Consider the following 23,273-nt stretch of genomic DNA (forward strand, 5'->3'; position numbering starts at 1 on the left):
AACCACCTCACAAGGAATCCCCGGATGGCCTTCGTTCGCCCTCGCGCGCGCATCCTCGAGCTATCGACGACCGCGGGCAACGGCCCCTATGCGCTCGCCGGCGCGGCCGACAATTCCTACAACACCTTCTCGGCTTTCATGTCGATCGGCGACACCACGTACGCCACCATCGTCGAGCCGGGCGTCGCGTTCTGGGCCGGCCTCGTCACCTACAGCGCCGCCAACCAGATCACCCTGACCGATGTCGAGGAGAGCAAGGGCACCTTCGGCAACGGCACCAAGGAGATCTTCGCCAGCCGGCTGGCATCGGATTCCGCCTTTCCGCAGGATGTCTCCGGCGCGATCGTCACCGGCGGCACGGCGACGGCCTACGCCGTCGCCAGCTTTCGCAAGTACGACACGCTGGCGCGTCTGAGCGGCAACATCATCGCGTTCACGCCGCACGTCACAAATGCGGCTAACGCGACGTTGAGTGTCGATGGGCTGGCGGCGAAGCCGCTACGGCTGGCACCCGGTATGGAGTTGCAGTCAAATACTCTGATCCAGGGCACCCCCTACACTGCGCTCTACAATAACAGTGACGGGGCGTTCTATCTGCACGGCCTCGGTGGCAATGCCTATGGGATTCCTCTAGGGAGCGGGATGGATTACTGGGGGCCCACGACACCCTCTAGCGCGTTCGCCTTTCCGGTCGGGCAGGCGCTCTCTAGGACGGTTTACGCATCTTTGTTCGCGCTGTTCGGTACGACCTATGGCGCCGTCGACGGAAGCACCTTCAATCTACCAGACCTTCGTGGGCGCGTTGTTGCCGCCATGGATAACATGGGCGGAGCAGCGATTGGACGTCTATCATTTGCGACGGGGCGCGGGGCGGTGGGGGGTGCACAGAGCGTTGCACTCACGGCGGCAAATATTCCCACGATCACATCAAGCGTCTCTGTAAGTGTAAGCGGTTCGATCTCGGGGGCAACCAACCAGGCGGTTCATATCACGGGCGCTGGATCCAGGCCGGCTGATGTTGGCGTCGGCATTGGCGAGGCCGTCATTGGTGTGTCTGGTTCGTTCAGCGGTTCTGGCTCTGGTTCCGCGACGTCGAATAACACTGGCGGCGGCGCGGCCCATGACAACGTCCAGCCGACGATAGCGGCCGGCTACATCTTGCGGGTTCTGTAGTTGCTGGAGATCCTGCACCGTCACCATGCGTTGTCGATGTAGTCCTGCTCGGTGGCCTCATCCTGCTTGTATTGCCATCTGCCGTCGCAACCGAGACGGCGCCAGACCTGCCCGACAGGCGATAGCCGATTGCCGTAGATATCGCGCCGGCCAAGCGGCGACAGCACACTTCGATGCCAATCAAAATCGCTTGGTCGCGCCAATAACAGGCGCAGTTTTCCGAACATTTTATTGACGGGCTCCCCAGCCGATCGATGGACAAGAGCTAGCCTGCAACCATTCCGAGAATCAACCCCTCCTTGAGGGGTGAGCACTCCACCATCCACACATGGGGTGCCTGCAAGGTACTTTCCCACCATCAACCAAGAACAACACCCAACCTCAACGCCCCGGAAATCCGGGCGAACAAGGAGCCGTGCCTATGACTGAACCAGCATCAATCAGATACAAAAACCCCGGCGCCATGTGGGGTGGGAATGCCATCTCGAAGAAATGGGGCGAGACCGGCAACGTCGCTCTTAACGATGGCACGGGGCAGGGCAATAAGATCGCCGTCTTCCCGACGTTCGTGCAGGGCATCTGCGCGCAAATCGACCTGTGGCGCTCAGCCCGCTACCGCAACAAGCGTTTCGCGGACGCGATCAAGGTTTGGTCGGGCGGCAACTCCGTCGCCTCGTACATCAAGTTCGTGAAGGATCGCGTCCCGGGGATGACCGAGGACACGACCATCAACGATGCCCTGCTGAACAGCGCCATGGGCATCGCCTTCCTGAAGGCGCAGGCCTGGCACGAAGCCGGCAAGCGGTATCCGGCGCCGGATGCGGACTGGCTCGAGGCGCAGCGCCGCGTGTTCGGCAAGGCGCCGGCGTCGACGACGAAGAAGGCGACCGTGGCCGTCACGACTGGCGCCGCCACGACCGCCGGCGCCGTCAAGGCCGGCATCAGCCCATGGGTGGCGCTCGCGATCGGCGTCGGAGCGGCCGTCGCGATCTTCATCGCATGGAAGCTCACGCACAAGAAGGCCGAGCCGCCGCCGGCTGATGCCGGCCCGCTGCGCGGCGAGGCCGCCGCTCCAACGCCCGAAGTCGAGGTGTCGAAATGATCTGGATGTTTGCCGTTATCCCCGGCATCGTCGTCGGATATGCGTTCTTTCTCCGGCCGGTCCTGAAGGCCCTCCCGGCGCTCAGAGCCTTCTACGCCGATGCCGACGGCTTCTGGCAGAAGGTCTGGGTGCTGTGCGGCAAGTCCGCGGTCATCGCGTGGGCCTACGTCCTCCAGGCGATCGGCAACGCCCTGCAGTGGATCGATCCCATCGCGACAGCGCTTGGCGATCCCGATCTGCGTCAGACCATCACCGACACGCTACAGGCAAACCCGAAAGTTCTCGGCTACGTGCTGATGGGAATCTCGGCCATCACGTTGGCAGCGCGGCTGCGGTCGTTCGCAAAGGGGGCAGCATGACCACCGTCATCACCGCTGTAATAGCTTTCTTCAAAGCGATTCCCGCCATCACCGGCGGGATCACCGCATTCGCTCAGGCGTATTACAACGCCAAGGTGCAGATCACGACCGCGCGCATCGGTGGCGACGTCGATGTCGCAAAGCAGATGGTGACCGGGATCGTTGCCGAAGGTCAGACGCGCGTCGAGTTTCTCAAGACCGTCTCGCAGAGCAAATTCCTGATGATCCTTGTCGGCGGCTTTGCTTTTCCCTGGATGTTCTACCAGGCGAAGGTCGTCATGTGGGACAAGATCGTCTGCAAATGGGTGCTCGGCGTCTACGGCTTTACGCCACCTGTTGACGGCTCTGTTGGCGAATGGGCCGGCTGGATCATCGGCGGCATCTTCGGCACCGGTGGCGTCATGGCCGTGGGGCAAATTTTCTACAATCGGCGCGAACGATAGCGATGAGCCAAACCCGCTCCGTCGAATGGCTGCTGGCCTCGATGATGCTCGCCTGGGGCTTCGGTCTGCTCTTGCCGGGCGATACCATGTCGCTGCCGCAGCATCGCATGCTGGGCGCGATCGCGCCGGAGTTCGTGTGGGCGGCGTGGTCGGTCTCGATCGGCGCCGTCCGCGTGGTCGCGCTCTACATCAACGGATCCTGGCGCCGCACGCCGCTGTTTCGCGTCGCCGGCGCCAGTCTGGGGCTGATCTGGTGGATCGTGCTCGGCTTCCTGTTCTGGACCGCCGTCGCCGGCGGGCCATGGCCGGCCGAGCTGATGTGGTTTCCGGTCTTCATCGCGTTTGAGGGCTACAGCATTTTTCGTGGTGCCCGCGATTCCTACCACACGGGGGCGCTGCAACGATGGCAACCGCACAGGCCTTGACCGCATGGGACGCGATCGCCGCGCTCGCCCCCCTGATCGGCGTCGGCGGCGTCACGTCGATGGTGGTGGCCTATTGGAGCTACCGCAAGGTGCAGGCCGAAGGGCGCCGCGGCGAGCCTGACAAGGCCGGCATCGGCATCGGGGCGCTGCTCGCGGATTCCTCCTCGATCAACCGCCTCTCGCTCGCGCTCGAGGCACTCGATGTTCACGCCGCGAAGGCGCTGCTGCTCGCCGAAACTGCCGGTGAAGATTTCAAGATGCGCTTCGAGCAGTACATCGACGAGATCCGGAAGCTGCGGCGCGCCGTCGAGGACCTGCAGAGCCGGCGAGGGCGACGCGATCATGGGTGAGCATCTTTCCGGGTGCGGGTAACAGGACCTAGCTCTGCGGTCTCATCCCAAGCCGCTGACCGCAGATGCTCCCGTAAACGCCGATGGCGCCGGGAAGACCATAGCCGGCGTTGGAGTCCTCGGTATCCAGTTGTTGGACGATGCCGGTTGGCGACGCGATCGCGCTTACCTTGCAGAACCGCGTCGATGCCTGACCAATACCGCGGTCAACGGCGATGTCGGTCACGGCCGTCAATTGCCAAATGTACGAGGTCTGGCCGCTGTTCATTTTGAATGTGCTGGTCGGTGGTCCGAACCGGAGCACCAGCGTGTCGGCGTTTTGGCCGATGTATTCCTGTCCAAGTCGAGCTACGACCTCTTGCCTCGAAGCGGCGCAGCCGCCCAACACGGCGCATAGCGCCAGCACCCACAGAACGCGCATAGTAACGAAATCTCCCCAGCGGATCGCATCCAACAGCAACCGGGGCGCGAGAGCAAGGGCTGCGACAAGGAAGTTAACTAATTCCTTCGTTGTGGCCGGGGGTTAAGGGCGCATCGTCTCGTCTCAGAGGTCCTCCCGCCGTACGAGGCCCTCATACTGGCGAGGGCCGCAGCAGTGTCCCAACCGGTGCGCACCGTATAGTGATGACCGTCAGGTCTCGACGCTCACCAGCTCGAACGTGTTGCGGACGTCGATGCGTTTCAGCGCCGCCTCGACGTCTCGGTTGTCCAGCAGTCCCCGCAGCCTATCGACCGTGACAGTGGCGTCGCGCGGCTGTCCGGGCTCTATGTACTCAGCGAGCACGCGACGGGCGGCCTGTATCGCCGTAATGATCGTCTGATGGTCCGTGCGGGTGTTCATCGATTTTCCCTTCGGATCGGCAGCTTCAATTCGCGGGCCTTGCGCTCCACATCGTCGATGCTGCCGGAGCGGCACAACCATTCGGCAGCGATCTCGATCGGCGTGCCGTTGTTCATGGCATCGGTAAGATCCTCGATATCCATCTCGGTCCACTCCTTGTGGTCGTAGATATCGCGGGGCATCAGAAACTCTCCTTGACCCGATCGAAAGCGACATGCTTGCGGTTCTTGACTTTGATCCAGTCTCGTGACGGACCGGCCCGATACGGCCGGTCGAGGCGCTTGGAAACGAGGCCCTCCAATTTGAATTCGCACGCCTTCCGAAAGAGGTCTGGGCCGATCTCGCCCTGCTCAAACGGTGCTGCGAAAATGCCCTCCGGCCTGCGGGCGAGCAGACGCGCCAGGTTCGATTTGCGCATCGTCAGCGGAAGAGCCCGATAGTCGTCTCCGTCACCGGCCAAGATGTCGAAGGCGTAGAGTTGGACCTCCTCGTTGTGCCTTCCTGAGTGGAGGGCGTTGAAGTCGGATATCCCATCGACGCCGAGCACGACGGCCTCGCCATCAATGGTGAACTGCTTCTGCCGGTTCTGTAGCGCGGCCTCGACGATCCACGGGAATCGCTTCGTCCAGTCGTGCCCGCTCCTGGTGATCAAGCGGACACGCGAGCCGTCGCGCTCTACTCGGATCCGATAACCGTCGTACTTGATTTCGTGGAGCCAGTCCCGACCGGCGGGAACCTTCTGAGCGCGGGTCGGCAGGCAAAACTCAAACGCCTTACTCATGGCGGTAAGATAGTGTTTTGGCTGGGAAATTGCGAATCCTAGAGCCGGATCGGCAGGCTCAATTGAATGCCGTCCTCGTGTCCGTATTGGTCGAGGAAGCCGGCCAAAAAGGTTGGGATCTCGCCCTGGTCGGCGCACCGCTGCCGCAGCTCGTCGGCGACATCCTCCGAGGCGTCGCGCGACCAGCCCTCGTCGGTATTGAAGCTTACGATCCGGATAGGATTGCTGTACTGACCTTCCAACAAGTGACGGAGGAGGGTCTCCCTATCGGTGTCCTCCTCGTCGGTCTCGCGCCAAGCGCGGCCGAGCCGGTTCCCAAACTGGTCGAGGACGAGATAGACGTCCTGGTCGGCGGCGGGCGGCACGATCGATGGGGATGTACGCATGACGCAACTCCACAGACAGCAATCGGCGGCCAAGGGCTACCGCGCTTGATCGGCGGAGTCGACGCGATGCTTAGGCGAAGAGTTCCGCCCCGGCCGGAGTGATTTTCACATAGGTGCCGCTCTCGTGCATCCACAGCCTGCCGCGCTCGATCGCGAACTTGATGCCCGCGCCGTACTCGGCCGGCTTGGCCTTGTCCAGGGATAGAAACGGATAATTGATCTTCTCGATGTGGATCCGTCCGTCTTGCACGGGCTCGATGGCGTGCGCCAGCTCCATCAGCCGCCGCGCGGCCTTCTCCGGGTCAGCGTAGGGGTTGTCTTCGACGAACTTCAAGGCTCAATTGCCTACCAAAGCTGGAGCAGCGTAGCTAAGCGCAGGACGAGAATTCTGGATGCGTTGCGACGTCGCTCTCTTCGACGAATCTGAGGTGCTTCAAAAGTATGTCGGTGACCGTCAGAATTTCGTTTGGACCTTTGTCCCTTACCACAATGTTGGCATGGGCGTTATCCTCGGTGGGATCGTAAATAACATCACCAACTAATTCGGGAATTGCCCTGATATCCTCAATGGTTGAATGCAGGATGCCAACGTATCTGAGGGCACTGGGAACCGGCTTGTTCGCAGTCACAAGCTTGTCTTGCTGCGCTTTTACTTTCTTGAGCGCATCCGCCGCGATGCTCTCGACCAGCGACCTCAATCGGCCTGAAAGCTCGAGCTTCCAAGGCTTCTGCGGATCGTCAGGCGGCGCGAGCCACTTCTTAAACTGACCGTGATGAACGACCGAACGTTTGATGTGCGTCTCGTTGGTGATTGGACGCAACCAAACATCATTGGGCGCTGCAGAATCTCCCGCGTTCACAATCTAGCCTACGCTGAATAGACGCTAAATAGCACCCGAAGATGATGATCAACTTCAGCGGTATACTCGTCGAAGTGCTTCTCGATTGGTGCGGAGCTTCCGAACCTAGCAAACGTCAATATCCTGCCATGGGGGCCGACGTCGACGTAAATCTTCTTTTCTCCCGTCGCGCTTTGGCGAACCCATTCCATACAAATGCTACCGTCTGAGCCGGCGACGATTTCCGGCTCAGGGGCATTGAGCGTATCCAACAGTGCTCGGGCCGTCTGAACGTCCGCACCGGAAATCGCGGTCGCCCCGTCGCCATCCCAATCGTCGAAGGCGTAATCAGCGGCCGTATCAAAAAAGCTGTTCTTTCTGGAAGCGCGCTCGAATGGCGTTATCTGGTGGGTCCGAACGAACTCGCTTCCTGAAGCGCTCGTGCCGGCTCCGGTCGGAGCCAAGCTCAACGTGATTATCGCTGCGCCGATTGCCCAGACCGGTGCGCCGCTAATCGCCACAGTTGAGTGTCCCGTTCCGCGCTCAACATGGCGGCTGATTTGAGCTGCCTGGGCCAATTCACTCTCCCATTAACCGGGCTTGCAGAAGATCAGATTTCGCCGAATCAAATGCAGTCCAGATATCTTCGTGCAGTTGTTCTAATTTTTCCGAAATGTTCGCCATTGGAATGTCGTCTTCCAAGCAGACCCGATCAATGTCTAGAATGATCGCTCCCACGGGGGTGTCTGGGGTGGGGTCCTGATTGCCGACCGTGATCAGTTTTAGGTGTCCAGCCAATGGCGAACTCTCAATCCTAGCAAAATAGGGACCTTCAGATGCGATCAAGGACGCAGGCAGTTCATCGGACGCTTTAAGCCAGTCTCTTATTTGGTTGTGATTCGGCTCTTTTACAATCCTATTTACATATCTCAGGCCGATTTTGATGAGCTTTTCCGGACCCACCACCTCTCCAGCCTTTTTCCAGTTCGAAAGAAGCTTGTCCTTCAGCTGGGGCCAGCCAGGATACTTTCCGCCCACCAGTTGGTAGATGAAGTTTGAGCCGGTTACCTGCACGAACTCGTCATTGCTCGTGTTGCCGAATCTCAGACCGCCAGTGGCCGCTGGAGGGTTTGCCTGTATCGCCGGTGGCGCTGCGCCGGCAGGGCCCACAAAGATCTGCAGATTCATGTTTCCGACAAGCGGCTGCATTTCCGGAAATTCGTCGCCGAAGACCCCGTATAGCGAACGCGAACTGAGCCGCTCCTGCGAGTGTCTAAAGAAGGAAATTTCACATGTGACTTCGACGATTGTCGGATTCGGAAATGATGGATGGGAGGCTGCGGTCAAAATGAGTCTCGATGTGAGGAATCCCTGTGGATCAGTATATCCCGTTCCGGTCAAAGTTGGAGAATGCCAAAGACGCAAATCTCCGCGCGTTTTCAACAGCGGTAATGCGCAATTCGAGCCCGTACCGTGAACAAAACCTTACAAAGCCCTGGTAAGGTCCTCTCGCAGAGGATGGTTTGCCTTAGCCGCTATCCGGGAGAGGCACGGAGCGGTCCCTCAGCATGTTTCATGCGGCGAGCCTATCTTCCTTGTCGGGGCCGCGCATGACGATCTTGAGCGTGGCATCCGGCGGCGGCCGCTGCAGCGCCTTAGCCTCATCCCACGGCGCGCGCAGCCAGACGTCCTGCTCCTCGTCAGTCGTCAGGATCACCGGCATCGCCTTGGAGTGGATTGGCGCGACGATCGCGTTCGGCTCGGTGGTGAGGAATCCATAGACCAAGTGAGGGCCCGGGATCGGTTTCGACTTGGTGCCGCGGTCGCCTTTGAACTCGGTCCAGATCCCGGCGAAGGCGGTGAGCGGCCGCTCGTCGGCCAGGGCGAACCAAACCACGTCCTTTTTCTTCGTTGCGGGGTTAGGCTCCGGCGCGTACTCGGCGAAGCTGTTGAAGGGGACCAGACAGCGGTTTTCCGGCTTCAGCCACCCGCGCCAGTGGGGCGAGGTGGTGTGGCGGATATTCGTCACGGGCGGACCAGGCTTGCTCGGCGGAGGCGGCATGCCCCAACGCATCAGCATCATCTCCCGGCCGTCGCTGCCTTCGCGAACAACGGGCGCAGGATAATCGGGAAACACGCCGGGCATCGGTGGCAGGTTGCCGACATAGCGGTTGACGACGCGGAACAGCGCACGGATCGCTTCCTGGTTGGTAGTGATCGAATACAGATTGCACATCAGGGGTCCTTAGCGTTCGCCCGGCCACCATGTCGATGGCGGATCTTGGGCGGAGATCTTCCTGGGCCGCAGGGCGATGAGGTGGCTGCGCTTATAGGAATAGCCGCGCTGCTCCGAGCACAGCTTGCAGCGCATATAGCGCTCGAGCTCGTGGATCGGTGTTGTCTTCGGCCGGCGGACGATATCGAGCGCGACGGTCTGGTGCGTCTCGCAGCCGAGACACTTCACCTCGAGATAGCTGTAGCCGGCATTGAGTGCGTCGCCGAGCGCGGGCGAGGGCTGGGCTGGCCCTTGAAACGCCAGCATGCGCATGTTCCAGGCTTGGCATGCGAGCCGATCGGCGTCCTTGCGAGCTTTGGCCGCCTGCTCAGCGGAGGCGCGTACAGACGCTCCGTATATGCTTTCCCTGGACTTCGTACCCATCCCTTTAAGCATCGCGCCCGGGCGTCGTCAGAGCAAGCCGCTATGGCTTGTGGATTGACGTGGAAAGGAGGCGGCCACGAGCCGGAAAGCCGTCCTGGGGCTGGTAAGCGGCCGGCGCGCGGCGACCAGACCTAGCGGATTGCCTGGCGGCGCCGGCGGCGCTGCAATTGCCGCCACGAGCACCAAGAAGCGCGAGGTCATCTGGGGCAGGCCGCCCGGGAAGCAGCTCAGGAAGGCCGTTCGGGGAGGTAGACGTGCAGAGGCCAAAACCTGGTCCGTGCGCATGGACGGCTACGGCGGGCCCGCGCAGCCGTCCTCGACGATCGGCCAATGCATCAGAGGCGGGCTGGGCTGGCTGGAGGTGGAGTGCAACCGCTGCAAGACGGGGGCGAGTGCTCCCGAATCAGTATCATTTCCTAGACACAGACGACATCAAAGCGCTTACCGAGTTTCTGTTTAGTGGTTTCCTTGGCGGAATCGTCACGAAGGGAGGAGAGGCGCTGGTCAAAAAGAGCAAATCGACGTAGCTAGCTACGGTCTCACAAATCCGGGCCGATCCTTCGCTAATGAAATGACGACTTCTGCAGCTCGGTCTCCGACTCTTGTTTCGCTGCCGGGCCTCATTTGTCTTCCAGTCACACCCGGATAGCCCGCGACCTTCTCAACCAACTGACGAGCTTCATGCTCATCGATCGTTTTCATCGTCGCGCAAGCGAGAGCAAACGCCTGGCTGGCGAGCACTTGTGCCCCGAGGTCGTAGAGAGCGTGTCGAAGATCATCGTTGTCTCGCGTGGCGCCATCGATCCATTCAAACGTGTCTCGCATAGTTTTTGTCTCCGAAGTTCTTTCACCACTCGGCAATTTGAACCAGCTTATTATTGAGATACTTCGCGATTTCCTGAGCTTCCTCAAACGTAGTGCTCTGAGGAAGATCGAATCCAATGCTTCTGGAGAATAATTGTAGGTCGTCCCCCGACAGCGGTTCGAGCACGATAAAGGGCTGCCCGCTCGCATGTTCGGCAACTCGAAATCGAGTTCGTGCGCGCCTGGTGGTCATGCTTTTCACTCCTGCAAACGGTGAAACACATCGCGATACGCTGTGCCGCGAGCGCCACGATTTCCTGGATTTCCAGGCGCACCAGGATTGCCGGGGTTGCCGGGACTTCCAATGTTGCCAAAGTTGCCCATGTGTTTGTCGACAACCATGTCTCCATCGAGCTCGCCGACATAGTTTCCCGATAGCTTATGAACGTGCGTGCCGTTCAATTGACCAATGGCGTTGCCGCGCATGTCGTGGATATAGCGACGGCGGATAAATCCGACGGCGTTTCCTCGGGCGTCGTAGATGTAATCGGTCATCGAGCAGCCTCCGGCTGCGTGTGCGCTGAAAGCGGAAAATCGAAAACCGGTATCCATCTTTGGCCGTCGGGTATGCCGACGCTCCAGCGCGAGAAATGCACATACGCTCCGGTTGAGGGGACGTCCTCAGTGAGGCCGGTTTGAAGATTGACCGTAACGACTTCGATCCGTCGAAAGGCCGCAGCGACGTAGAACCTATTTTCGACGACCAAGATGTCGCCTAACGGGATCGAACTTGAGAACGCGAGACTCGTAGGTTCGGTTCGAATTTGCGCACCGCGAACGACCAGAACGGTGGAGGGTAGCCCTCCAACGATTGCCATGGGCGTGCGTTCACCCTCGCGAGAAAAGACGATTGAGGCCATATGACCATGCTTCTCCGCTGTGCGGATAGCAAAAGTTGATTTCTTCCGTTCGTCAAAAAAGAAACAGTCTCCGGCCTTGAGATCTGACGCCTGCTTGGCGTGCCCTATAGCTTCCACGTGCATTTTGCCGCAGCCCCTCGTCCAGCGATTCGTAATGGGTGAGAGCATGACACGCAAAACGCGTACGAGCGGCCAAATTCGCGCTTGTCCCGGTTATTCACAGGCGAACGCCCGGAATGCGAATTACTTCGATTGCAGCTTTGTGAGCTCTGAAACCACGTCATTGATCGCCAAGTTGATGGCGAAAAGAAACATGACCCCGATCGAGTATCGAAATACCTCATCGCAGAGACGTGCGAGCCTGTTATCGCTGATCGAGCGAAAGAAATGGATTCGCCACATGTGCCAATACGCGAAGCAAAACAGGACAAGGAAGCCACTACATATATAATAAGCTGTGATTAGATAGACGTTCGATGTCTTGTCGGCGTAGTACTTAAGGGCGCCGAGCAGAACCAAATTTTTTACGAAGTCGAAGAAGGTTTTCGCCCACGCTTGCGTCAGCTTCGCAGCTTTAATCTCTTCGTCAGAAGCTCGCTTTGCAAACCACGCGGCCCAGTGTTCAAGTCTTGTCGATTTCACGAGAATGCTTTCGAGCTAAGATCTGTCGGCCACGCGCTGCAGTGCCGCCCGAGCAGAGATCGAAAAGGCGAGCGCGCTCGTGGCATTGGCATCGTCGCATTCTTTATGGCGGTTTTCCTGTGTCACGCTCACCATTTCCCCCTCCGTCGCTGACCTGCCTCACCTTGAGCGCGCCGTTTTCTTCATCGTAGGCATCGGCGGCCCTGCGCATGAGTTCGAGCTGCGCGGCCGCAAAATCGGGATTTGCCGGGAATTGCGTTACGGCCATCGGTAATGCCCCCTGGCCGGTGAGGATCTTCCGCAATCCGTCGAGTATCGCCAGTTGAGCTTGCTCTCGTTCGTAGAAGCCCTGAGGATGGTAGATTCCACGGCGCAATTGCTCACGAGTGAAGGAATAGCCGAGTGCTGATGACATCGCGGCGAGAAGCTCTACGATTCGATCGTCACAGCGGGCATTCCAAGCGATTGTCGTCGGTTTGTCCGCATCGGCCCCAGGGCCATGATTTAGATCATCCAACAGCGCGTGCCATGCATCGATTACGGCTTGATCTTTGCGCTTGGACCAGCCGCGAGGCAGGAACTCGAGATCAATGAGATTGAGAGCCTTGACGAAATCATCCGCGAGCCGAGTTGCGCGGTTTGCCATGAGCGCCACGAATATTCGCTGCCTTCGACTCCTCTGGTCGCCGGCGCGCTCAATGAATTTTTGAGTTTGGACAGCCACTACTGGCCCTACCAGCGTCGCAAAGACGACCCACCACTCCACTGACATGCGCCTCCCCCAGTGCCCGACTGGAATATTCCTGTAGCCTGGGGGCGCTTGCAAGGGGACGTTCGTCCTATTCCACGACTGACGATTTACGCGACCTTAATCCATGTCTGCGCATGACGACGATGCTTGATGGCGCTGTTTCGCGCTGCGGCTGAGCAAGGTCGCGAATCCATTCGCCGCTAGGAAAATGAGCGAGGCCGCTCAAGGCGGCCTCTGGTGAAAGCGCGGTTCAGCGGGTTCAAGCGGGGGGATGCGTTTTGCGATCCTCTGCAGCTTATGAGCCATTGATCACGTTAGCATCTTTGATGCGGATACTGACAGCGACTCTCTGTCGGATCAATGGTGTTCGGTCAGTTTCCGGCGGCATACCGAATAGCTGCGAACGCACCGATCACCACAAGTGCGGTCACAGCGATTGAAAATAGGAGTCGCATAATCGAAGCGTTCAATCCGTTTTCTGGGCGCGCCGGCGGCCAATCGCAATGCCGAGGCGGTTGCCTACCAAGCCGGCGATAGCAGCAAAGATGATCAGGACCGCCAATGACGAAACGCCCCTTGCTCCGCCACCCGCTGCTATTCCCACACCGCCAATAAAAAATCCCGCAATCGCGCCAACGGCCGCCCCGACGATCGACCAAAACAATTCCGGCCGCGTCTTTGCAAATTTCATCATCGGCTCAATCTTTCTTGCCCCGCCGGCGGACCTGATCACCGGGGATCTGCAATCCGCTTCCGATCGATCCCGACCTCGGCCAATTGCTTCACGGTCGCGGCCAGCAAGCGCTGGTGCGCGCGCTCCACTGTCGCCTCGGTGCGCTTCAGGACCTCGAGCTCGCGTTCTAATCTCTCGTAAAGCGGCGCGTAAACGGGCCCGTCGCGCTCCATGAAATAGGCAACCAGCAACAGCGCCTGATCGAGGCGCTCGACTGTTATCGGATCACCGTCCAGAATCTCCTCCGTCCACGATGGGGCGGGAGCGCCCTGAGCCGACATAGCCGAACTTTTCCCGAGCGTCGCGTAGTCGCGGATCGCGCGTCAATCTGTGGCGATCGTCGCCGGGCATCTCGGTCAGCACGGTGCCATCCGGCCGAACGCCGACCACCTTCAAGCCAGCGGCAAGGGCGGCCCGGATCGCGCGCTCGAGCATTTTTTGGGTGTATGGGGCTTTCCCGGTCATGATGAATTAGAGGTGGCCCACGATCGCCGAGGGGTCGATAGGCATGCGTCGGCCGTCCCCGTTGTCCACCGAGGGTAGGGACGCGCCGAAGCGCCCCCGGAAGGGGATGGATTTTTTACCAAATCAGTGGTGGGATAGTAGCGGAGCCTCAGAACTCCCGCGAAACGGCCTTGCCGGGCCGTTAGCACCCAGAGCGTTGGCAGGGCGATCCTTGCCGGGATCAACGCGCCAGCGAACCAGACAGCGTGCCGACAAGCCGTCGGCGCGAACGGCATCACTATGCCGGGAGTGTGACGGCTATACAAGACCCTTCCGGGGAAGGCCGCCACGCATGGTCTCTGGCCATGTTCTGAGACTCCCGGCGCCAGTGCTGTCCGCTGGCAACCGGCCCTCAGAACGCCGGCAATCCCAGAGAACCACCATGAACTATCCTTTCAGCAATCCCCACCTAGAGCCCTACGAGCGCTTTCCAGCGTTCGTTGAAGCCGGCCTCCCTCAGGAGGTCCGGGACGCGATCGCAACGCTCAGGCAAGCCCGCAACGAGGCCGCGGACCAGATCGAGCGACTTCTGGCATTCCTTGATGAGACCGAGTTCGGTATCGAGGAAAGTGACATCGACAAAATGCTCGCCGAACGGTTCGGCGATGGCCTCGTCGACGAGGACTTCGAGCCGGACGCTGATCTTGAGCCGGATGTCGACGACGAGCATTCCGGCGACGAGTTCGAGCCCAGCCTCGGATCCAGCGATTCGATGCACCAGGCCGTCTGGGGGCAGGGCGACAGTAGCGACTTCGAAGTCGACGACTCCGACTATGAGCCGAGCTTGTGCGGCGTCGGCGTCGAGCGCGGCGACGATCGCGATCTCGAAGCCGATGGATGTAGGCCATGAGTCTGGGCGCGCATTCGTGATACGCTGCGCAAGGGAGCGGCTACCCCTTGCGCGATTCGTGATGAAAAGGACCAGTGATGGTTGAACACATCGAATCCGAGTTAGCGTTTTTTCGAGCAAAGCTTGCGGCCCTCGAGCACGTAAATGGCGACATGTCCCGCCAACGTTCGCACTACCGACGCCTGATCCGGGATTGTGAGGCAATCTTGGTTTGGTATCCTTTGCTCAGCGCGCGTTGAGCAAGTCGGCCCGCCGGTTCACGCCGGCGGGCCTTCTCTTTGGGGAGCCAAGCCGATCCCGAGGGAAGCGGCTCCCGGCCATAAAGCCCGCGAGGGTTTCACATGGGTATCAAGGGCTAAGATTTTTTGGGCGGAGTCCGCATTTCCGTAACGCGAGTCTGAAAGCCCTGCGGAGCAGGATCCGGCTGCAGTTTTTCGCGAGCCTCTGCGATCACCCGGTCAAGATCTTCGTGGAGTTGCCTGGCCACGGCTTCGAGTTCGTGAAGCGTCTTGCATTCGGCGCCCAGAAGCATGAATCCGGGTGTGCTCACGCCAATCCAATACACATTGTCCTTGCTGGCCAGTTCATCGGGCCATTTCTGACCAAGAACAAAGGTCTTCATCTCGACGCTCCCGCCCAATTTCTGGACCCAAATTCGGACCCAAACTACACGAAACCAGACGCCAGCTTGACTGAAACTGGAGCGAAAGAAAACTGCCGCAAATTCCGACTGGATCAAACTGGGTGATACTCGGTCATGAGCGGCGGCCCAGCTTCCTTTTGCGCTTGCCAAAGTTCGCGGCGCCCTGCATGGCCACTTCGATAGTGTCCGCCGGTGCCGCCCTCCCGGACAGTTTACGGTCGACATCCTCCCAGCGCCAGCGGGGCGTTCCTGGCGGGAAAGCATCGCAGGGCGGGGGCAGGCGCCCCTCCTTCACCCATTGGTCCCAGGTGTCCGGCGATATCTGCAATTCTGCCGCACCGGTCTCGCGCCCGATGTAAGCAGGCGTCCGGTCGCCCCGAAGCAAATTGTCGGCCTTCCGCACGGTCATGCCGTCACTCCTCTTCCCGCTGAAGCGGCCGATTATGCCTCAGGTCGGGGCGGGGTCACTTCTGCTCGGCGTGCCAGAGGTCGTAGTTGGCCTGCATGTTCAGCCACAGCTTGGCGCCGTTGCCGAAGAACCGGCCGAGCCGCAGCGCCATCTCGGTCGTCACCGGTGCCTCACCGTTGATGATCCGGCCGAGTGTCATCTTGGACGTGCCGATCCGCGGCGCCGCTGAATTCGCGGTCAGGTCCGTCGCCTTCAGCGCGGACGCCAGGATCTTTCCGGGGCGAGTTGGCTCGCGCTTTCGCGGGCCGGCCTTGTATTCTGCCATGGAGCCTCTCCGGAACGAGGGTGGAGATCGTGATGGGGGACTGCAGCCCAGCATCAATAGCTGATGTCGTCTTCGACTGAAAATTTATCGGCCAATCCCTGCGATTCGACGGGGCCGCTGCCCGGCTCGACGAGCTTACGCCAAACATCATCATGGAAACGACGATCCAAGTACGCCGTGCGCAACACGGCTACGAGATCCATCCGCGCAAGCCCGACTCCCTCGCTACCAACTCCTTCGAGGTCGTAGAATGTTACAAGATTCTTCTTGCGCCAGCCGCTATCGACGAGCCTCAAGACCTCGTCTACCTTTTCGCGGCTTACATGGAAGTCGTCGGCGAACGCCTCCTCGAGCGGCGTGGAGCGAAGCGGGTAAATTCGGTGAGCCCACGCGAAGCCGCGAGCTTCATCAATATCGCCGGCCATAACGGCGCGAACGATCGCCAGCCTCGCCAGTTCAAATTCCTTGCTCATGTCCGGAAATCATCATTCTTCCCGGACCCAATTTTGGACCCAAACTGCCCGTGACTAGAGGTAATTCGCTGGACTAGCCGGGATACGAGCAAGAAAAATCTGTTGGAAATTGCAACAGGATAGAACCAACCGACACAGGGCGAAAACACGGCGGGCGCATTTCAAGACCGGTGCCTTAAACCACTCGGCCACCCTTCCAAGCGTTGAAATCTATAGACTTTCTCGCATTGCGCGCAGAACGTACCGTGGACGTACTACCGATTTACTACCCTTTGTCGTCGCGATTGTTTATGGCGGCTCGCAACGCCCCGTCAACCGCTGATGCGGCCTCGCTTTGCATATTCGGCATCAGGTGGCTGTAGATGTCCATGGTGATCGCGATCGACGAGTGTCCAAGCCGCTCTTGGACGACTTTCGGGTGAACCCTGGCGGCCAGCATGTGGCTGGCGGCCTAGCTGAGTTCGAACGAGCGTTTGGAATTGGCGCACTGTCGGCGCTCCTATTCAATGGTGATGCGGAAAGGAAAAAGGCCGGCGAGGAGCTCGCCGGCCGGTTAGCTAGGCGGCGGGTTTCGCCGCCTCTTCGATTGCTGCGATAAACTGGCGATCGGGCCGTCGCCTTCGTCAAAGACGAAGCCGCGATGAGCAGCAATGGTGGACGATGATCGCCGGTATAGTGATGATGCTTTACAAGGTCGCTATACCGCTCTAATCACCGCCACTGCAACTTCTTGCGTATTGCCTTCCTCTTCTGCTCTGCCTTCAGCACCCGGTCCAGTTGCTCTGCCTGCCGCACAACCTATGAGATGGCGCCGTCGTCGGTACGGGCAAGCCGTAATCCATAAACAATCTGATCATCATTTAATGGTGTTGGTCGTCCCGCCTCATATTGGAACATCGCCTTTCCGAAGGCTAAGAGCGTCGCATCGTCATCGAGCGGAATCTTGTGTCCCTCTTCAAAACCGGTTTTCCGCTCCACAAATCTTATATAGTTTGAGTAATCTTGGCCCCCTCCATAGCGATTTATGATCCCGCCGACTGTCGTGACGCCACTTGCAGCATATCGCCGTAGCAATTCCCACCAGACAGCAACGCCATACTCAGGCGCCTCAAAAATCGTCGTCTTGTTACCTGGGGTCGTTTCAACCGTGTCCACGTATCCAGGAGAGCGCTCTTCCCAGGTTGCTCCATTAATCGCCCCTGGGTTATTACACCGGATCGGCACTGGCTTGGTCCGATCAAATGGATTCGACGAGAAAAATCCGTCCGGAACCAGGCTGCGGTAATTAGGAGCCCTCTTTTCGCCGATTTCGTCCTTCTTTTTTGAAACAGTCTTTTTACGTGACGGTGTACCATCGTCTTCAAAAGGTTCTCGAAGCTGGTTTGTGTCTTCGTCATCCCATGGATAGAAGTCCTCATCGCCGATACCGGCGATCGTAAGTCTCTCGTCCCTTTGATCTTCGTCAGGCGCTCTTAGGAAATATTCTGTGGCTGTTCTGCCGCGGCCGCTAGCATAACGTGTGTGGGGCTTAGGAGCTTGGTTGTCTGCGATAACCATTTTGTCAGAGTCAACACGCTCGACCACTAGGTAAACGTGATCTGCGCCGGCTGGTGATGTATTGTCGAATGTGACGCCGACATCACCTGCCCGTTGCTCTCCAACTCGAATGCGTTTCCAATGACGGCTGCCTCTGTCATTGCCGCCCAGTCGCATCGCGAGTTTGCCCGCACCCAATGTCATTGGAACGTCAATACCGGATTCATCGAGAAAAGCGCTTAGTGTTGCGGCACAAGCGTTGTGCATTGTGTATCCCAAACCTGCCCTCTCCATCGCCTTAGCGGCGATGTCTTGTACTCTCTCTATACTTTTCGTCTTGCTGCCCAATTCGATCAGCTCGTCAATATGATCTTTGTCCATTTATTCCTCCCGATTTATTGCAGTAATATATCATTTATCTGAGGGTTGCGTACAGTATACTTTACAACTGAACACAGGTCGAAAAACCGGGATCATCCCGCGTTCCGTCGCGTGCAGGACCAGTTCTAAGCCTCGCCGGATCACATGCGCAGCGGCAGCGCCAGTTGGACGCCGTTCGGCCGGCCGGAATGGCTCTCAATGAACTCCCGCAGCACCTCGGAGATCTCGCGGCCCTCAGGGTTTGGCTCTGGCGCGTATTCAGCGAAGCTGTTGAACGGAACTCCGCCGGCGGTCGCTTTCCTGCCTTCGCGCATTTCACGCAGCGCAGCCGGCTGGCAAGGTCGTGGATGGCCGTGGTCGCCGCGTGGGGCAGGGCGGGGTCGACGCTACGGGGCGTCTTGCAGCGCGAGCACCTGATCTCGAGCCAAGCGTAGCCGCCGTTGACGGCCTGGTCGATCGTCGGCGACGGGTGCAAGCCGCTCGCCATCCTTGTGGGCCACACCGAAGTGCTTACAAGCGCGGTGTTCGCGCCCGACGGCGGCCGCATCCTAACCAGTTCCGACGACAAAACCGCGCGGCTGTGGGAGGCATTACCAGAAGTTCAGACTTTGGTTGATCGCGTCAAGGCTGAGGTGCCGCGCTGCCTCACCCCGCAACAGCGCCAACACTTCTTTCTCGAACCAGCGCCAACGAGCTGGTGCGCGGCTATGCGTAAGTGGCCCTACGATGGCGCGACGCCGTGATCCATCTCAAGTTCGCCAAGCTCCGTACTACCGCATTTACTACCCAACTGCGTGGTACGGGCTGCGATGGGATGGAATCCGAGGAGATGCTGGGATCAAAATTCGACAGATGTTTCAGGCTCAAAAGGGATCAGACGCCCGCTGGCCCTTGCGAGATATCGATCACATGGCGCTCGGTGCCAACGGTGATGACGATGGTGTAGGTCTTCGCTGTGCCGCCCTGATCGGTCGGTGGCGCCAAGTGCAGCTGGCCGCCGTACCATTCACCGGACATCAGAGTATTGTCCTTGATGACGGCTTGTTCCAGCGCAGCCATATTGCGCTGGCCAGTTTCGATCGTGGCTTCGATCATCGCCTCGTTCTGTGCCGCAGCGTTGCCCTGGGCGATCGCTGCAGCGGTCGGACTGTAGAAAGTGCCGGTGCGACCGGAACGCGTCGTATAGTGACCATAGCCAGCCTGTGAGGCGCTATACGAATTACCGGCGGCAGCAAGACCGGTGAAGATAGCGGCCGCTACTTGGCGGTTCTTCTCCTCCTGGACCAGCATCTCGTAGGTGACGACCTGCATGCCGAAATCCTGTCCGCCAACATGCTGGACGGCCTCGACTTGGGCTACGCGGAAGTCGACCGGCTGGCGCCCGAGATTGTTGATGCCGACCACGAATACAGGTCGCCCGTTGGCCTGAAGCTGCCGCGCCGCCGGACGGACCAGCACCAGCGAATTCTTCTGCCGCGACACGAGCGCGGGCTGACCATCGCGCATCAAGGCCTGCTGCTGCGGGTTCGACGTCTTGAATGAAACCGTTTCGCCAGCCGAGACACAACCCGCCAGCGTGGCGCACAGCGCCACAATCGACAACTTACGCATTGGAATTCCCCCAAACCTGCCATACCCAAAGCCCAATCGGCGCGCGAGATCAAGAGAGCGAAGGTCTTTATGGCGTGGAGGAATGCGTGGAAGCCCCGCTAAGGGGCTTGGCAGCTCGTCTCTGGCCGGGAGCCAAAGATCAAGGACGGTCTGGCGACTGCCATTAGCGCCGCGCAGAGAAGGCGAGATCAAAAAAACTGTGCGAAAACTGCAATCCCAAGGCCGCGCTCCTCGAAACGAGAGCGCAGCACGATCAGCCCGGAATGCCCCGGGGAGGCGTGGCCTTAGCCTAGCTCAGCGCGAAGGCCAGCAGGCTTGAGCACAGCAGCACGAAGCTTGCTGCTGTGAGGGTCAGGAATCCGTCGGAGACCAAGTCGTGTTTGCGCATGATGCACCTGCTACACTCCGATGCTCTTCCGAATCTATTAAAGCTTTACGAACTTACCTTTCGGGAAAGAGGTGATGCGTCTTTCCATTTCGCGTTGGGCTTTACGCCCGGGTGCGAAAACCCTCATAGGCATGGGCCAGAAAGATCCCCGCGCTCACCAGGCCCATCACCGCCGTAACCGTCTCGATCATTTCAGAACTTCCTTTGCGCCCCCTGCGCACGAGGGAGAGAACGACTGCGGCCTTGCACAGTCAAAAGAATCCTGCGGGCAACGCTGCGATCTGCCGTGAAGTGATGATTTGCTGCAACAGATGTGTGAAAGCGGGACAGCTTTCGCCCGTAGAATGCCGGGGAGGGCGCAACTGAGAATTTACCATGGTACGGCTCTCCCCATTTCCGCCGCGTTCCGGTTGCGATATCCTCACGTTTTGATGCGGAAGGTGGGCCGCATCTTGGGGATCAGTGACGCGAAGGGCCTCGCAAGTGGGCACGCGTCCGGTAGCGTGGTAGTTGGGGTCGATGGGGAAGCGGCAATATCCGATTCGGGCGATGGCGCGGAGTGCGGCTGCGGTCGCGACCTGCCTTGTGCTCGCCAACTGCGCCTCCTCGAACAAGTTCGCGAGCCGCGTCGATCCGAAATACGGCGTTTCCGCAAGCCCGCGCGTGGTCGCCTTCGGCGAACCAGTACCGAAGGGTGGCGGCACCTACCGGATCGGCAAGCCCTACACGGTGGCCGGGCGCATGTATGTGCCCGAGGAAGACGCCAACTACCACGCCGAGGGGCTCGCCTCCTGGTATGGCAATGATTTCCACGGCCGGCTGACCGCCAATGGCGAAGTGTTCGACATGGCCTCGCTGACCGCCGCACACCCGACACTGCCCATGCCCTGCTATGCGCGGGTGACGAATTTGCGGAACGGCAAGTCGCTGATCGTGCGCGTCAACGACCGCGGTCCCTATCATGGCAACCGCCTCATCGACGTCTCGAACAAAGCCGCCGAACTGCTTGAGTTCAAAGGCAATGGCATCGCCCGCGTCCGCGTCGAATATGTCGGGCGGGCGCCGCTGGAGGGCTCCGACGACCGCCAGTTGATGGCGACACTGCGGACGGGCGCCCCAGCGCCATCGCCGTCCGCGGTCCGGATCGCCTCGGCCAGGCCGTTCGTGCCTGACATGTCGTCCTCGGCCGGCCACATCCGCGGCGAAGTTCCGCTGCCGGAGGGACGGCCCTATTCGCTGGGCAATACGTCGGCCGATTACGCCTCGACCAATGCGACCTCGGAGATGTCCGCCTCCGGCCGTGGGCGCGGGCGGGGCACCGGGAATCTGCGGCAGGTGTCGTATGACGCCAATGGCCGCTATGAAACCGATGCCAGCTCGGCCTATGTCCCGATCGATCCGCGCGGTCCGGCGGAAGTGCTGAGCGGCCGCGGGCTGTACTAAAATCAACGGCTTCACGCGCTTATCTTAAGAAAGCTGATCAGCGCCGGCTGCAGCTTCGAGCCCTTCAGGCGTACGCGTTTCCGCCGTCTTTGCCGGATTTGCTTCAAGGAACCGGCGCGGCTTGCGCGATAGGATCATTTTCACTGCGGAAGAGGCGCGCCGGCTTCGGCCTTGCGGCCAAAACCTCAGTTGTTTGCGGTACTTCCAACTGGTAGAAGGCCCCCGTTTCAGGACATCGCCGATGATCGCTGCTTCTCGATCCGCTTTCCTGGCGCGCCGGCCCTGGTGTTCACCTTGGTGCGCGCTGACGGCGGCTGCGGTCGCGCTTGCGATCGGCTTTGGCACCGCGGTCTATGCCGCCAACAACAGCGTGCAGGGCGCCAAGAAGGAGGAGGGCGGCTTTGACGGCGACGCGCCGACCGCGATCCTGATCGAGGCGTCCTCGGGCAGCGTGCTGTTCGAGAAGAACGCCGACGAGCTCCGCGCCCCCTCGAGCATGATGAAGCTGATGACGGCGGAAGTCGTCTTCAACGCCCTCAAGAAGGGCGACATCAAGCTGACCGACGAATATCGGATCAGCGAGTACGCCTGGCGACGGGGCGGGGCGCCCTCCGGCAGCTCGACGATGTTCGCCGCCATCCATAGCAAGGTGTCGGTCGACGACCTCCTGCACGGGGCGATCATCCAGAGTGGCAACGATTCCTGCATCGCGCTTGCCGAAGGCATCGCCGGCAGCGAGGGCGAGTTCGCTGCCAACGTCATGACCAAGCGCGCCCGGGAGCTGGGGCTGATCAAATCGACCTTCGCCAATTCCAACGGCCTGCCCGACCCCGGCAACAAGATGACCGTCCGCGAGCTGGCGAAGCTCGCGCGCTACATCATCCTGACCTATCCCGACATGTACAAACTGTTCGGCGAGAAGGAATTCACCTGGAACAAGATCCGCCAGCTCAACCGCAATCCGCTGCTGAACTCGCTGAACGGCGCCGATGGCCTCAAGACCGGCTACACCAAGGAGGGCGGCTACGGCATGGTCGGCTCGGCCGTGCAGAACGACACGCGGCTGATCGTGGTGGTCAACGGGCTGGAGGACGCCGATGACCGTGCGAGCGAGGCCAAGAAGATGCTGGAATGGGGCTTCCGCAGCTTCGAGACCCGCACGCTGATCGCCGCCAACCAGACCATCGGTTACGCCCGGGTGTTCGGCGGGGAAAGCCGTTCGGTGAAGCTGACGAGCCCCGAACCGATCAAGGTGATGGTGTCGAAGAACGGCAATGAGAAGCTGCTCGCGCGCGTGGTCTATAGCGGCCCGGTGCGGGCGCCGATCCAGGCTGGGCAACAGATCGGCGTCGTCAGGGTCTGGCGGAGCGGCAATCTTGCCGTGGAAACGCCGGTCTACGCGGCGGACGCGATCGGCACGGGATCGACTGTGCGCCGGGCGCTCGACGGCGCCCAGGAGCTGGTCATCGGCATGTTCCGCGCGGGCGTCGAGAAGCTCTGAC

Annotated in this window: 37 protein-coding genes and 2 pseudogenes; 11 read left to right on the top strand and 28 right to left on the bottom strand. The window is 60.0% G+C overall.

The features are described 5' to 3' along the window. The first annotated feature begins 24 nt into the window (after window positions 1-24). The gene (locus OZ411_RS01370; protein ID WP_282526481.1) at window positions 25-1,173 is read left to right on the top strand and encodes a tail fiber protein; all 1,149 of its coding nucleotides are present in this window, start codon (window positions 25-27) and stop codon (window positions 1,171-1,173) included. 20 nt (window positions 1,174-1,193) lie between these two features. Here OZ411_RS01370 and OZ411_RS01375 read toward each other — a convergent pair whose 3' ends face one another. Continuing rightward, a complete protein-coding gene (locus OZ411_RS01375) occupies window positions 1,194-1,400 on the bottom strand; it encodes a hypothetical protein (protein WP_282526482.1) in 207 nt (68 codons plus the stop codon). 194 nt (window positions 1,401-1,594) lie between these two features. On the opposite strand from OZ411_RS01375, the gene OZ411_RS01380 reads away from it, so the two are divergent. The 5 genes from OZ411_RS01380 to OZ411_RS01400 are packed head-to-tail and all read left to right on the top strand — an operon-like array spanning window position 1,595 to window position 3,852. After that, window positions 1,595-2,275, top strand: a complete 681-nt coding sequence (locus OZ411_RS01380; protein ID WP_282526483.1) for a hypothetical protein — start codon at window positions 1,595-1,597, stop codon at window positions 2,273-2,275. Next, window positions 2,272-2,634, top strand: a complete 363-nt coding sequence (locus OZ411_RS01385) for a hypothetical protein (RefSeq protein ID WP_282526484.1) — start codon at window positions 2,272-2,274, stop codon at window positions 2,632-2,634. Before OZ411_RS01380 ends, OZ411_RS01385 begins: the two co-directional genes overlap by 4 nt. Then, on the top strand, window positions 2,631-3,077 hold the full coding sequence (locus tag OZ411_RS01390; protein WP_282526485.1) for a hypothetical protein: 447 nt from the start codon (window positions 2,631-2,633) through the stop codon (window positions 3,075-3,077). The genes OZ411_RS01385 and OZ411_RS01390 overlap by 4 nt, the downstream gene beginning before the upstream one ends. 2 nt (window positions 3,078-3,079) lie before the next feature. Continuing rightward, on the top strand, window positions 3,080-3,502 hold the full coding sequence (locus OZ411_RS01395; RefSeq protein WP_282526486.1) for a hypothetical protein: 423 nt from the start codon (window positions 3,080-3,082) through the stop codon (window positions 3,500-3,502). Next, window positions 3,481-3,852, top strand: a complete 372-nt coding sequence (locus tag OZ411_RS01400; protein WP_282526487.1) for a hypothetical protein — start codon at window positions 3,481-3,483, stop codon at window positions 3,850-3,852. The genes OZ411_RS01395 and OZ411_RS01400 overlap by 22 nt, the downstream gene beginning before the upstream one ends. 28 nt (window positions 3,853-3,880) lie before the next feature. Here OZ411_RS01400 and OZ411_RS01405 read toward each other — a convergent pair whose 3' ends face one another. From OZ411_RS01405 to OZ411_RS01455, 11 genes are all read right to left on the bottom strand, one after another. Then, window positions 3,881-4,312 carry a hypothetical protein gene (locus tag OZ411_RS01405; protein WP_282526488.1) on the bottom strand — a complete coding sequence of 144 codons (432 nt, stop codon included), beginning with the start codon at window positions 4,310-4,312 and terminating at the stop codon, window positions 3,881-3,883. A gap of 171 nt (window positions 4,313-4,483) precedes the next feature. Next, entirely contained in the window at window positions 4,484-4,693 is a 210-nt protein-coding gene (locus tag OZ411_RS01410) for a hypothetical protein (RefSeq protein ID WP_282526489.1), read from the bottom strand. Beyond that, window positions 4,690-4,875 (bottom strand): hypothetical protein, encoded by a 186-nt coding sequence (locus OZ411_RS01415; protein WP_282526490.1) that lies wholly within the window; start codon window positions 4,873-4,875, stop codon window positions 4,690-4,692. Before OZ411_RS01415 ends, OZ411_RS01410 begins: the two co-directional genes overlap by 4 nt. Next, the gene (locus OZ411_RS01420; RefSeq protein ID WP_282526491.1) at window positions 4,875-5,474 is read right to left on the bottom strand and encodes an RNA ligase family protein; all 600 of its coding nucleotides are present in this window, start codon (window positions 5,472-5,474) and stop codon (window positions 4,875-4,877) included. The genes OZ411_RS01415 and OZ411_RS01420 overlap by 1 nt, the downstream gene beginning before the upstream one ends. Window positions 5,475-5,512: 38 nt before the next feature. Then, entirely contained in the window at window positions 5,513-5,860 is a 348-nt protein-coding gene (locus tag OZ411_RS01425; RefSeq protein ID WP_282526492.1) for a hypothetical protein, read from the bottom strand. A 70-nt stretch (window positions 5,861-5,930) separates the two neighbouring features. Continuing rightward, on the bottom strand, window positions 5,931-6,194 hold the full coding sequence (locus tag OZ411_RS01430; protein WP_282526493.1) for a hypothetical protein: 264 nt from the start codon (window positions 6,192-6,194) through the stop codon (window positions 5,931-5,933). Window positions 6,195-6,228: 34 nt separating this feature from the next. Beyond that, window positions 6,229-6,720, bottom strand: a complete 492-nt coding sequence (locus OZ411_RS01435; protein WP_282526494.1) for a hypothetical protein — start codon at window positions 6,718-6,720, stop codon at window positions 6,229-6,231. A gap of 8 nt (window positions 6,721-6,728) precedes the next feature. Further along, window positions 6,729-7,277 carry a hypothetical protein gene (locus OZ411_RS01440; protein WP_282526495.1) on the bottom strand — a complete coding sequence of 183 codons (549 nt, stop codon included), beginning with the start codon at window positions 7,275-7,277 and terminating at the stop codon, window positions 6,729-6,731. A gap of 1 nt (window position 7,278) precedes the next feature. Next, window positions 7,279-8,046 (bottom strand): TIGR04255 family protein, encoded by a 768-nt coding sequence (locus tag OZ411_RS01445; protein WP_282526496.1) that lies wholly within the window; start codon window positions 8,044-8,046, stop codon window positions 7,279-7,281. Between the two features lie 226 nt (window positions 8,047-8,272). Beyond that, on the bottom strand, window positions 8,273-8,935 hold the full coding sequence (locus OZ411_RS01450; protein WP_282526497.1) for an SOS response-associated peptidase: 663 nt from the start codon (window positions 8,933-8,935) through the stop codon (window positions 8,273-8,275). A gap of 9 nt (window positions 8,936-8,944) precedes the next feature. Beyond that, on the bottom strand, window positions 8,945-9,358 hold the full coding sequence (locus tag OZ411_RS01455) for a hypothetical protein (protein ID WP_282526498.1): 414 nt from the start codon (window positions 9,356-9,358) through the stop codon (window positions 8,945-8,947). A 199-nt stretch (window positions 9,359-9,557) separates the two neighbouring features. Here OZ411_RS01455 and OZ411_RS01460 point away from each other — a divergent pair. Beyond that, window positions 9,558-9,758 (top strand): annotated as a pseudogene (locus OZ411_RS01460) (hypothetical protein); the annotation flags it as partial. 131 nt (window positions 9,759-9,889) lie between these two features. On the opposite strand, the gene OZ411_RS01465 reads toward OZ411_RS01460, so the two are convergent. The 7 genes from OZ411_RS01465 to OZ411_RS01495 all read right to left on the bottom strand — a co-directional run bounded on the left by OZ411_RS01465 (window position 9,890) and on the right by OZ411_RS01495 (window position 13,489). Further along, a complete protein-coding gene (locus tag OZ411_RS01465) occupies window positions 9,890-10,183 on the bottom strand; it encodes a hypothetical protein (RefSeq protein ID WP_282526499.1) in 294 nt (97 codons plus the stop codon). Window positions 10,184-10,205: 22 nt separating this feature from the next. Continuing rightward, a complete protein-coding gene (locus OZ411_RS01470; RefSeq protein ID WP_282526500.1) occupies window positions 10,206-10,415 on the bottom strand; it encodes a hypothetical protein in 210 nt (69 codons plus the stop codon). A 5-nt stretch (window positions 10,416-10,420) separates the two neighbouring features. Continuing rightward, entirely contained in the window at window positions 10,421-10,717 is a 297-nt protein-coding gene (locus OZ411_RS01475) for a collagen-like protein (protein WP_282526501.1), read from the bottom strand. Continuing rightward, a complete protein-coding gene (locus tag OZ411_RS01480) occupies window positions 10,714-11,205 on the bottom strand; it encodes a hypothetical protein (RefSeq protein WP_282526502.1) in 492 nt (163 codons plus the stop codon). The genes OZ411_RS01475 and OZ411_RS01480 overlap by 4 nt, the downstream gene beginning before the upstream one ends. A gap of 622 nt (window positions 11,206-11,827) precedes the next feature. Next, window positions 11,828-12,496, bottom strand: a complete 669-nt coding sequence (locus OZ411_RS01485; RefSeq protein ID WP_282526503.1) for a DUF6680 family protein — start codon at window positions 12,494-12,496, stop codon at window positions 11,828-11,830. A gap of 445 nt (window positions 12,497-12,941) precedes the next feature. Beyond that, entirely contained in the window at window positions 12,942-13,166 is a 225-nt protein-coding gene (locus tag OZ411_RS01490) for a hypothetical protein (protein WP_282526504.1), read from the bottom strand. A 38-nt stretch (window positions 13,167-13,204) separates the two neighbouring features. Further along, the gene (locus OZ411_RS01495) at window positions 13,205-13,489 is read right to left on the bottom strand and encodes a hypothetical protein (protein ID WP_282526505.1); all 285 of its coding nucleotides are present in this window, start codon (window positions 13,487-13,489) and stop codon (window positions 13,205-13,207) included. Between the two features lie 515 nt (window positions 13,490-14,004). Here OZ411_RS01495 and OZ411_RS01500 point away from each other — a divergent pair. Continuing rightward, window positions 14,005-14,562: a hypothetical protein gene (locus OZ411_RS01500; RefSeq protein ID WP_282526506.1), complete on the top strand. Its 558-nt coding sequence runs from the start codon at window positions 14,005-14,007 to the stop codon at window positions 14,560-14,562. Window positions 14,563-14,917: 355 nt separating this feature from the next. Here the strand turns inward: OZ411_RS01500 and OZ411_RS01505 are convergent, their stop codons facing one another. From OZ411_RS01505 to OZ411_RS01540, 8 genes and pseudogenes are all read right to left on the bottom strand, one after another. Further along, window positions 14,918-15,184, bottom strand: a complete 267-nt coding sequence (locus OZ411_RS01505; RefSeq protein ID WP_282526507.1) for a hypothetical protein — start codon at window positions 15,182-15,184, stop codon at window positions 14,918-14,920. Between the two features lie 133 nt (window positions 15,185-15,317). After that, window positions 15,318-15,614, bottom strand: coding sequence for a hypothetical protein (locus OZ411_RS01510; RefSeq protein ID WP_282526508.1), 297 nt, complete (start codon window positions 15,612-15,614; stop codon window positions 15,318-15,320). A gap of 55 nt (window positions 15,615-15,669) precedes the next feature. Beyond that, window positions 15,670-15,939 (bottom strand): HigA family addiction module antitoxin, encoded by a 270-nt coding sequence (locus OZ411_RS01515; protein ID WP_282526509.1) that lies wholly within the window; start codon window positions 15,937-15,939, stop codon window positions 15,670-15,672. Between the two features lie 53 nt (window positions 15,940-15,992). Next, window positions 15,993-16,412 carry a hypothetical protein gene (locus OZ411_RS01520; protein WP_282526510.1) on the bottom strand — a complete coding sequence of 140 codons (420 nt, stop codon included), beginning with the start codon at window positions 16,410-16,412 and terminating at the stop codon, window positions 15,993-15,995. Between the two features lie 265 nt (window positions 16,413-16,677). Continuing rightward, window positions 16,678-16,851 (bottom strand): hypothetical protein, encoded by a 174-nt coding sequence (locus tag OZ411_RS01525; RefSeq protein ID WP_165421234.1) that lies wholly within the window; start codon window positions 16,849-16,851, stop codon window positions 16,678-16,680. A 359-nt stretch (window positions 16,852-17,210) separates the two neighbouring features. Beyond that, on the bottom strand, window positions 17,211-18,329 hold the full coding sequence (locus OZ411_RS01530) for a hypothetical protein (protein ID WP_282526511.1): 1,119 nt from the start codon (window positions 18,327-18,329) through the stop codon (window positions 17,211-17,213). Between the two features lie 140 nt (window positions 18,330-18,469). Continuing rightward, a complete protein-coding gene (locus OZ411_RS01535) occupies window positions 18,470-18,643 on the bottom strand; it encodes a hypothetical protein (RefSeq protein WP_282526601.1) in 174 nt (57 codons plus the stop codon). Continuing rightward, window positions 18,613-18,804: pseudogene (locus OZ411_RS01540) on the bottom strand (hypothetical protein); the annotation flags it as partial. The gene OZ411_RS01535 and the pseudogene OZ411_RS01540, both read right to left, overlap by 31 nt. Before the next feature lie 46 nt (window positions 18,805-18,850). Between OZ411_RS01540 and OZ411_RS01545 the strand changes: the two are divergent. After that, window positions 18,851-19,072, top strand: a complete 222-nt coding sequence (locus tag OZ411_RS01545) for a hypothetical protein (RefSeq protein WP_282526595.1) — start codon at window positions 18,851-18,853, stop codon at window positions 19,070-19,072. A 130-nt stretch (window positions 19,073-19,202) separates the two neighbouring features. Here the strand turns inward: OZ411_RS01545 and OZ411_RS01550 are convergent, their stop codons facing one another. After that, window positions 19,203-19,940: a hypothetical protein gene (locus tag OZ411_RS01550; RefSeq protein WP_282526512.1), complete on the bottom strand. Its 738-nt coding sequence runs from the start codon at window positions 19,938-19,940 to the stop codon at window positions 19,203-19,205. Between the two features lie 937 nt (window positions 19,941-20,877). On the opposite strand from OZ411_RS01550, the gene OZ411_RS01555 reads away from it, so the two are divergent. Then, window positions 20,878-21,771, top strand: coding sequence for a septal ring lytic transglycosylase RlpA family protein (locus tag OZ411_RS01555; protein ID WP_282526513.1), 894 nt, complete (start codon window positions 20,878-20,880; stop codon window positions 21,769-21,771). Between the two features lie 241 nt (window positions 21,772-22,012). Further along, entirely contained in the window at window positions 22,013-23,272 is a 1,260-nt protein-coding gene (locus OZ411_RS01560; protein WP_282526514.1) for a D-alanyl-D-alanine carboxypeptidase family protein, read from the top strand. The last annotated feature ends 1 nt before the right edge of the window (window position 23,273 follow it).

The sequence above is a fragment of the Bradyrhizobium sp. Arg237L genome, from assembly GCF_029990105.1.
Lineage (GTDB): Bacteria > Pseudomonadota > Alphaproteobacteria > Rhizobiales > Xanthobacteraceae > Bradyrhizobium.

Bases quoted from the DNA above. Each gene is read 5' to 3' on its own strand.
- OZ411_RS01535 (WP_282526601.1), bottom strand. From the start codon at position 18,643: ATGCGCGAAGGCAGGAAAGCGACCGCCGGCGGAGTTCCGTTCAACAGC.
- OZ411_RS01495 (WP_282526505.1), bottom strand. From the start codon at position 13,489: ATGTCGGCTCAGGGCGCTCCCGCCCCATCGTGGACGGAGGAGATTCTG.
- OZ411_RS01470 (WP_282526500.1), bottom strand. From the start codon at position 10,415: ATGACCACCAGGCGCGCACGAACTCGATTTCGAGTTGCCGAACATGCG.
- OZ411_RS01420 (WP_282526491.1), bottom strand. From the start codon at position 5,474: ATGAGTAAGGCGTTTGAGTTTTGCCTGCCGACCCGCGCTCAGAAGGTT.
- OZ411_RS01530 (WP_282526511.1), bottom strand. From the start codon at position 18,329: ATGGACAAAGATCATATTGACGAGCTGATCGAATTGGGCAGCAAGACG.
- OZ411_RS01380 (WP_282526483.1), top strand. From the start codon at position 1,595: ATGACTGAACCAGCATCAATCAGATACAAAAACCCCGGCGCCATGTGG.
- OZ411_RS01515 (WP_282526509.1), bottom strand. From the start codon at position 15,939: ATGGCAGAATACAAGGCCGGCCCGCGAAAGCGCGAGCCAACTCGCCCC.
- OZ411_RS01395 (WP_282526486.1), top strand. From the start codon at position 3,080: ATGAGCCAAACCCGCTCCGTCGAATGGCTGCTGGCCTCGATGATGCTC.
- OZ411_RS01370 (WP_282526481.1), top strand. From the start codon at position 25: ATGGCCTTCGTTCGCCCTCGCGCGCGCATCCTCGAGCTATCGACGACC.
- OZ411_RS01475 (WP_282526501.1), bottom strand. From the start codon at position 10,717: ATGACCGATTACATCTACGACGCCCGAGGAAACGCCGTCGGATTTATC.
- OZ411_RS01550 (WP_282526512.1), bottom strand. From the start codon at position 19,940: ATGCGTAAGTTGTCGATTGTGGCGCTGTGCGCCACGCTGGCGGGTTGT.
- OZ411_RS01450 (WP_282526497.1), bottom strand. From the start codon at position 8,935: ATGTGCAATCTGTATTCGATCACTACCAACCAGGAAGCGATCCGTGCG.
- OZ411_RS01505 (WP_282526507.1), bottom strand. From the start codon at position 15,184: ATGAAGACCTTTGTTCTTGGTCAGAAATGGCCCGATGAACTGGCCAGC.
- OZ411_RS01375 (WP_282526482.1), bottom strand. From the start codon at position 1,400: ATGTTCGGAAAACTGCGCCTGTTATTGGCGCGACCAAGCGATTTTGAT.
- OZ411_RS01400 (WP_282526487.1), top strand. From the start codon at position 3,481: ATGGCAACCGCACAGGCCTTGACCGCATGGGACGCGATCGCCGCGCTC.
- OZ411_RS01510 (WP_282526508.1), bottom strand. From the start codon at position 15,614: ATGACCGTGCGGAAGGCCGACAATTTGCTTCGGGGCGACCGGACGCCT.
- OZ411_RS01415 (WP_282526490.1), bottom strand. From the start codon at position 4,875: ATGCCCCGCGATATCTACGACCACAAGGAGTGGACCGAGATGGATATC.
- OZ411_RS01485 (WP_282526503.1), bottom strand. From the start codon at position 12,496: ATGTCAGTGGAGTGGTGGGTCGTCTTTGCGACGCTGGTAGGGCCAGTA.
- OZ411_RS01455 (WP_282526498.1), bottom strand. From the start codon at position 9,358: ATGGGTACGAAGTCCAGGGAAAGCATATACGGAGCGTCTGTACGCGCC.
- OZ411_RS01560 (WP_282526514.1), top strand. From the start codon at position 22,013: ATGATCGCTGCTTCTCGATCCGCTTTCCTGGCGCGCCGGCCCTGGTGT.
- OZ411_RS01410 (WP_282526489.1), bottom strand. From the start codon at position 4,693: ATGAACACCCGCACGGACCATCAGACGATCATTACGGCGATACAGGCC.
- OZ411_RS01525 (WP_165421234.1), bottom strand. From the start codon at position 16,851: ATGCTGGCCGCCAGGGTTCACCCGAAAGTCGTCCAAGAGCGGCTTGGA.
- OZ411_RS01480 (WP_282526502.1), bottom strand. From the start codon at position 11,205: ATGCACGTGGAAGCTATAGGGCACGCCAAGCAGGCGTCAGATCTCAAG.
- OZ411_RS01490 (WP_282526504.1), bottom strand. From the start codon at position 13,166: ATGAAATTTGCAAAGACGCGGCCGGAATTGTTTTGGTCGATCGTCGGG.
- OZ411_RS01390 (WP_282526485.1), top strand. From the start codon at position 2,631: ATGACCACCGTCATCACCGCTGTAATAGCTTTCTTCAAAGCGATTCCC.
- OZ411_RS01520 (WP_282526510.1), bottom strand. From the start codon at position 16,412: ATGAGCAAGGAATTTGAACTGGCGAGGCTGGCGATCGTTCGCGCCGTT.
- OZ411_RS01425 (WP_282526492.1), bottom strand. From the start codon at position 5,860: ATGCGTACATCCCCATCGATCGTGCCGCCCGCCGCCGACCAGGACGTC.
- OZ411_RS01385 (WP_282526484.1), top strand. From the start codon at position 2,272: ATGATCTGGATGTTTGCCGTTATCCCCGGCATCGTCGTCGGATATGCG.
- OZ411_RS01465 (WP_282526499.1), bottom strand. From the start codon at position 10,183: ATGCGAGACACGTTTGAATGGATCGATGGCGCCACGCGAGACAACGAT.
- OZ411_RS01500 (WP_282526506.1), top strand. From the start codon at position 14,005: ATGGTCTCTGGCCATGTTCTGAGACTCCCGGCGCCAGTGCTGTCCGCT.
- OZ411_RS01555 (WP_282526513.1), top strand. From the start codon at position 20,878: ATGGCGCGGAGTGCGGCTGCGGTCGCGACCTGCCTTGTGCTCGCCAAC.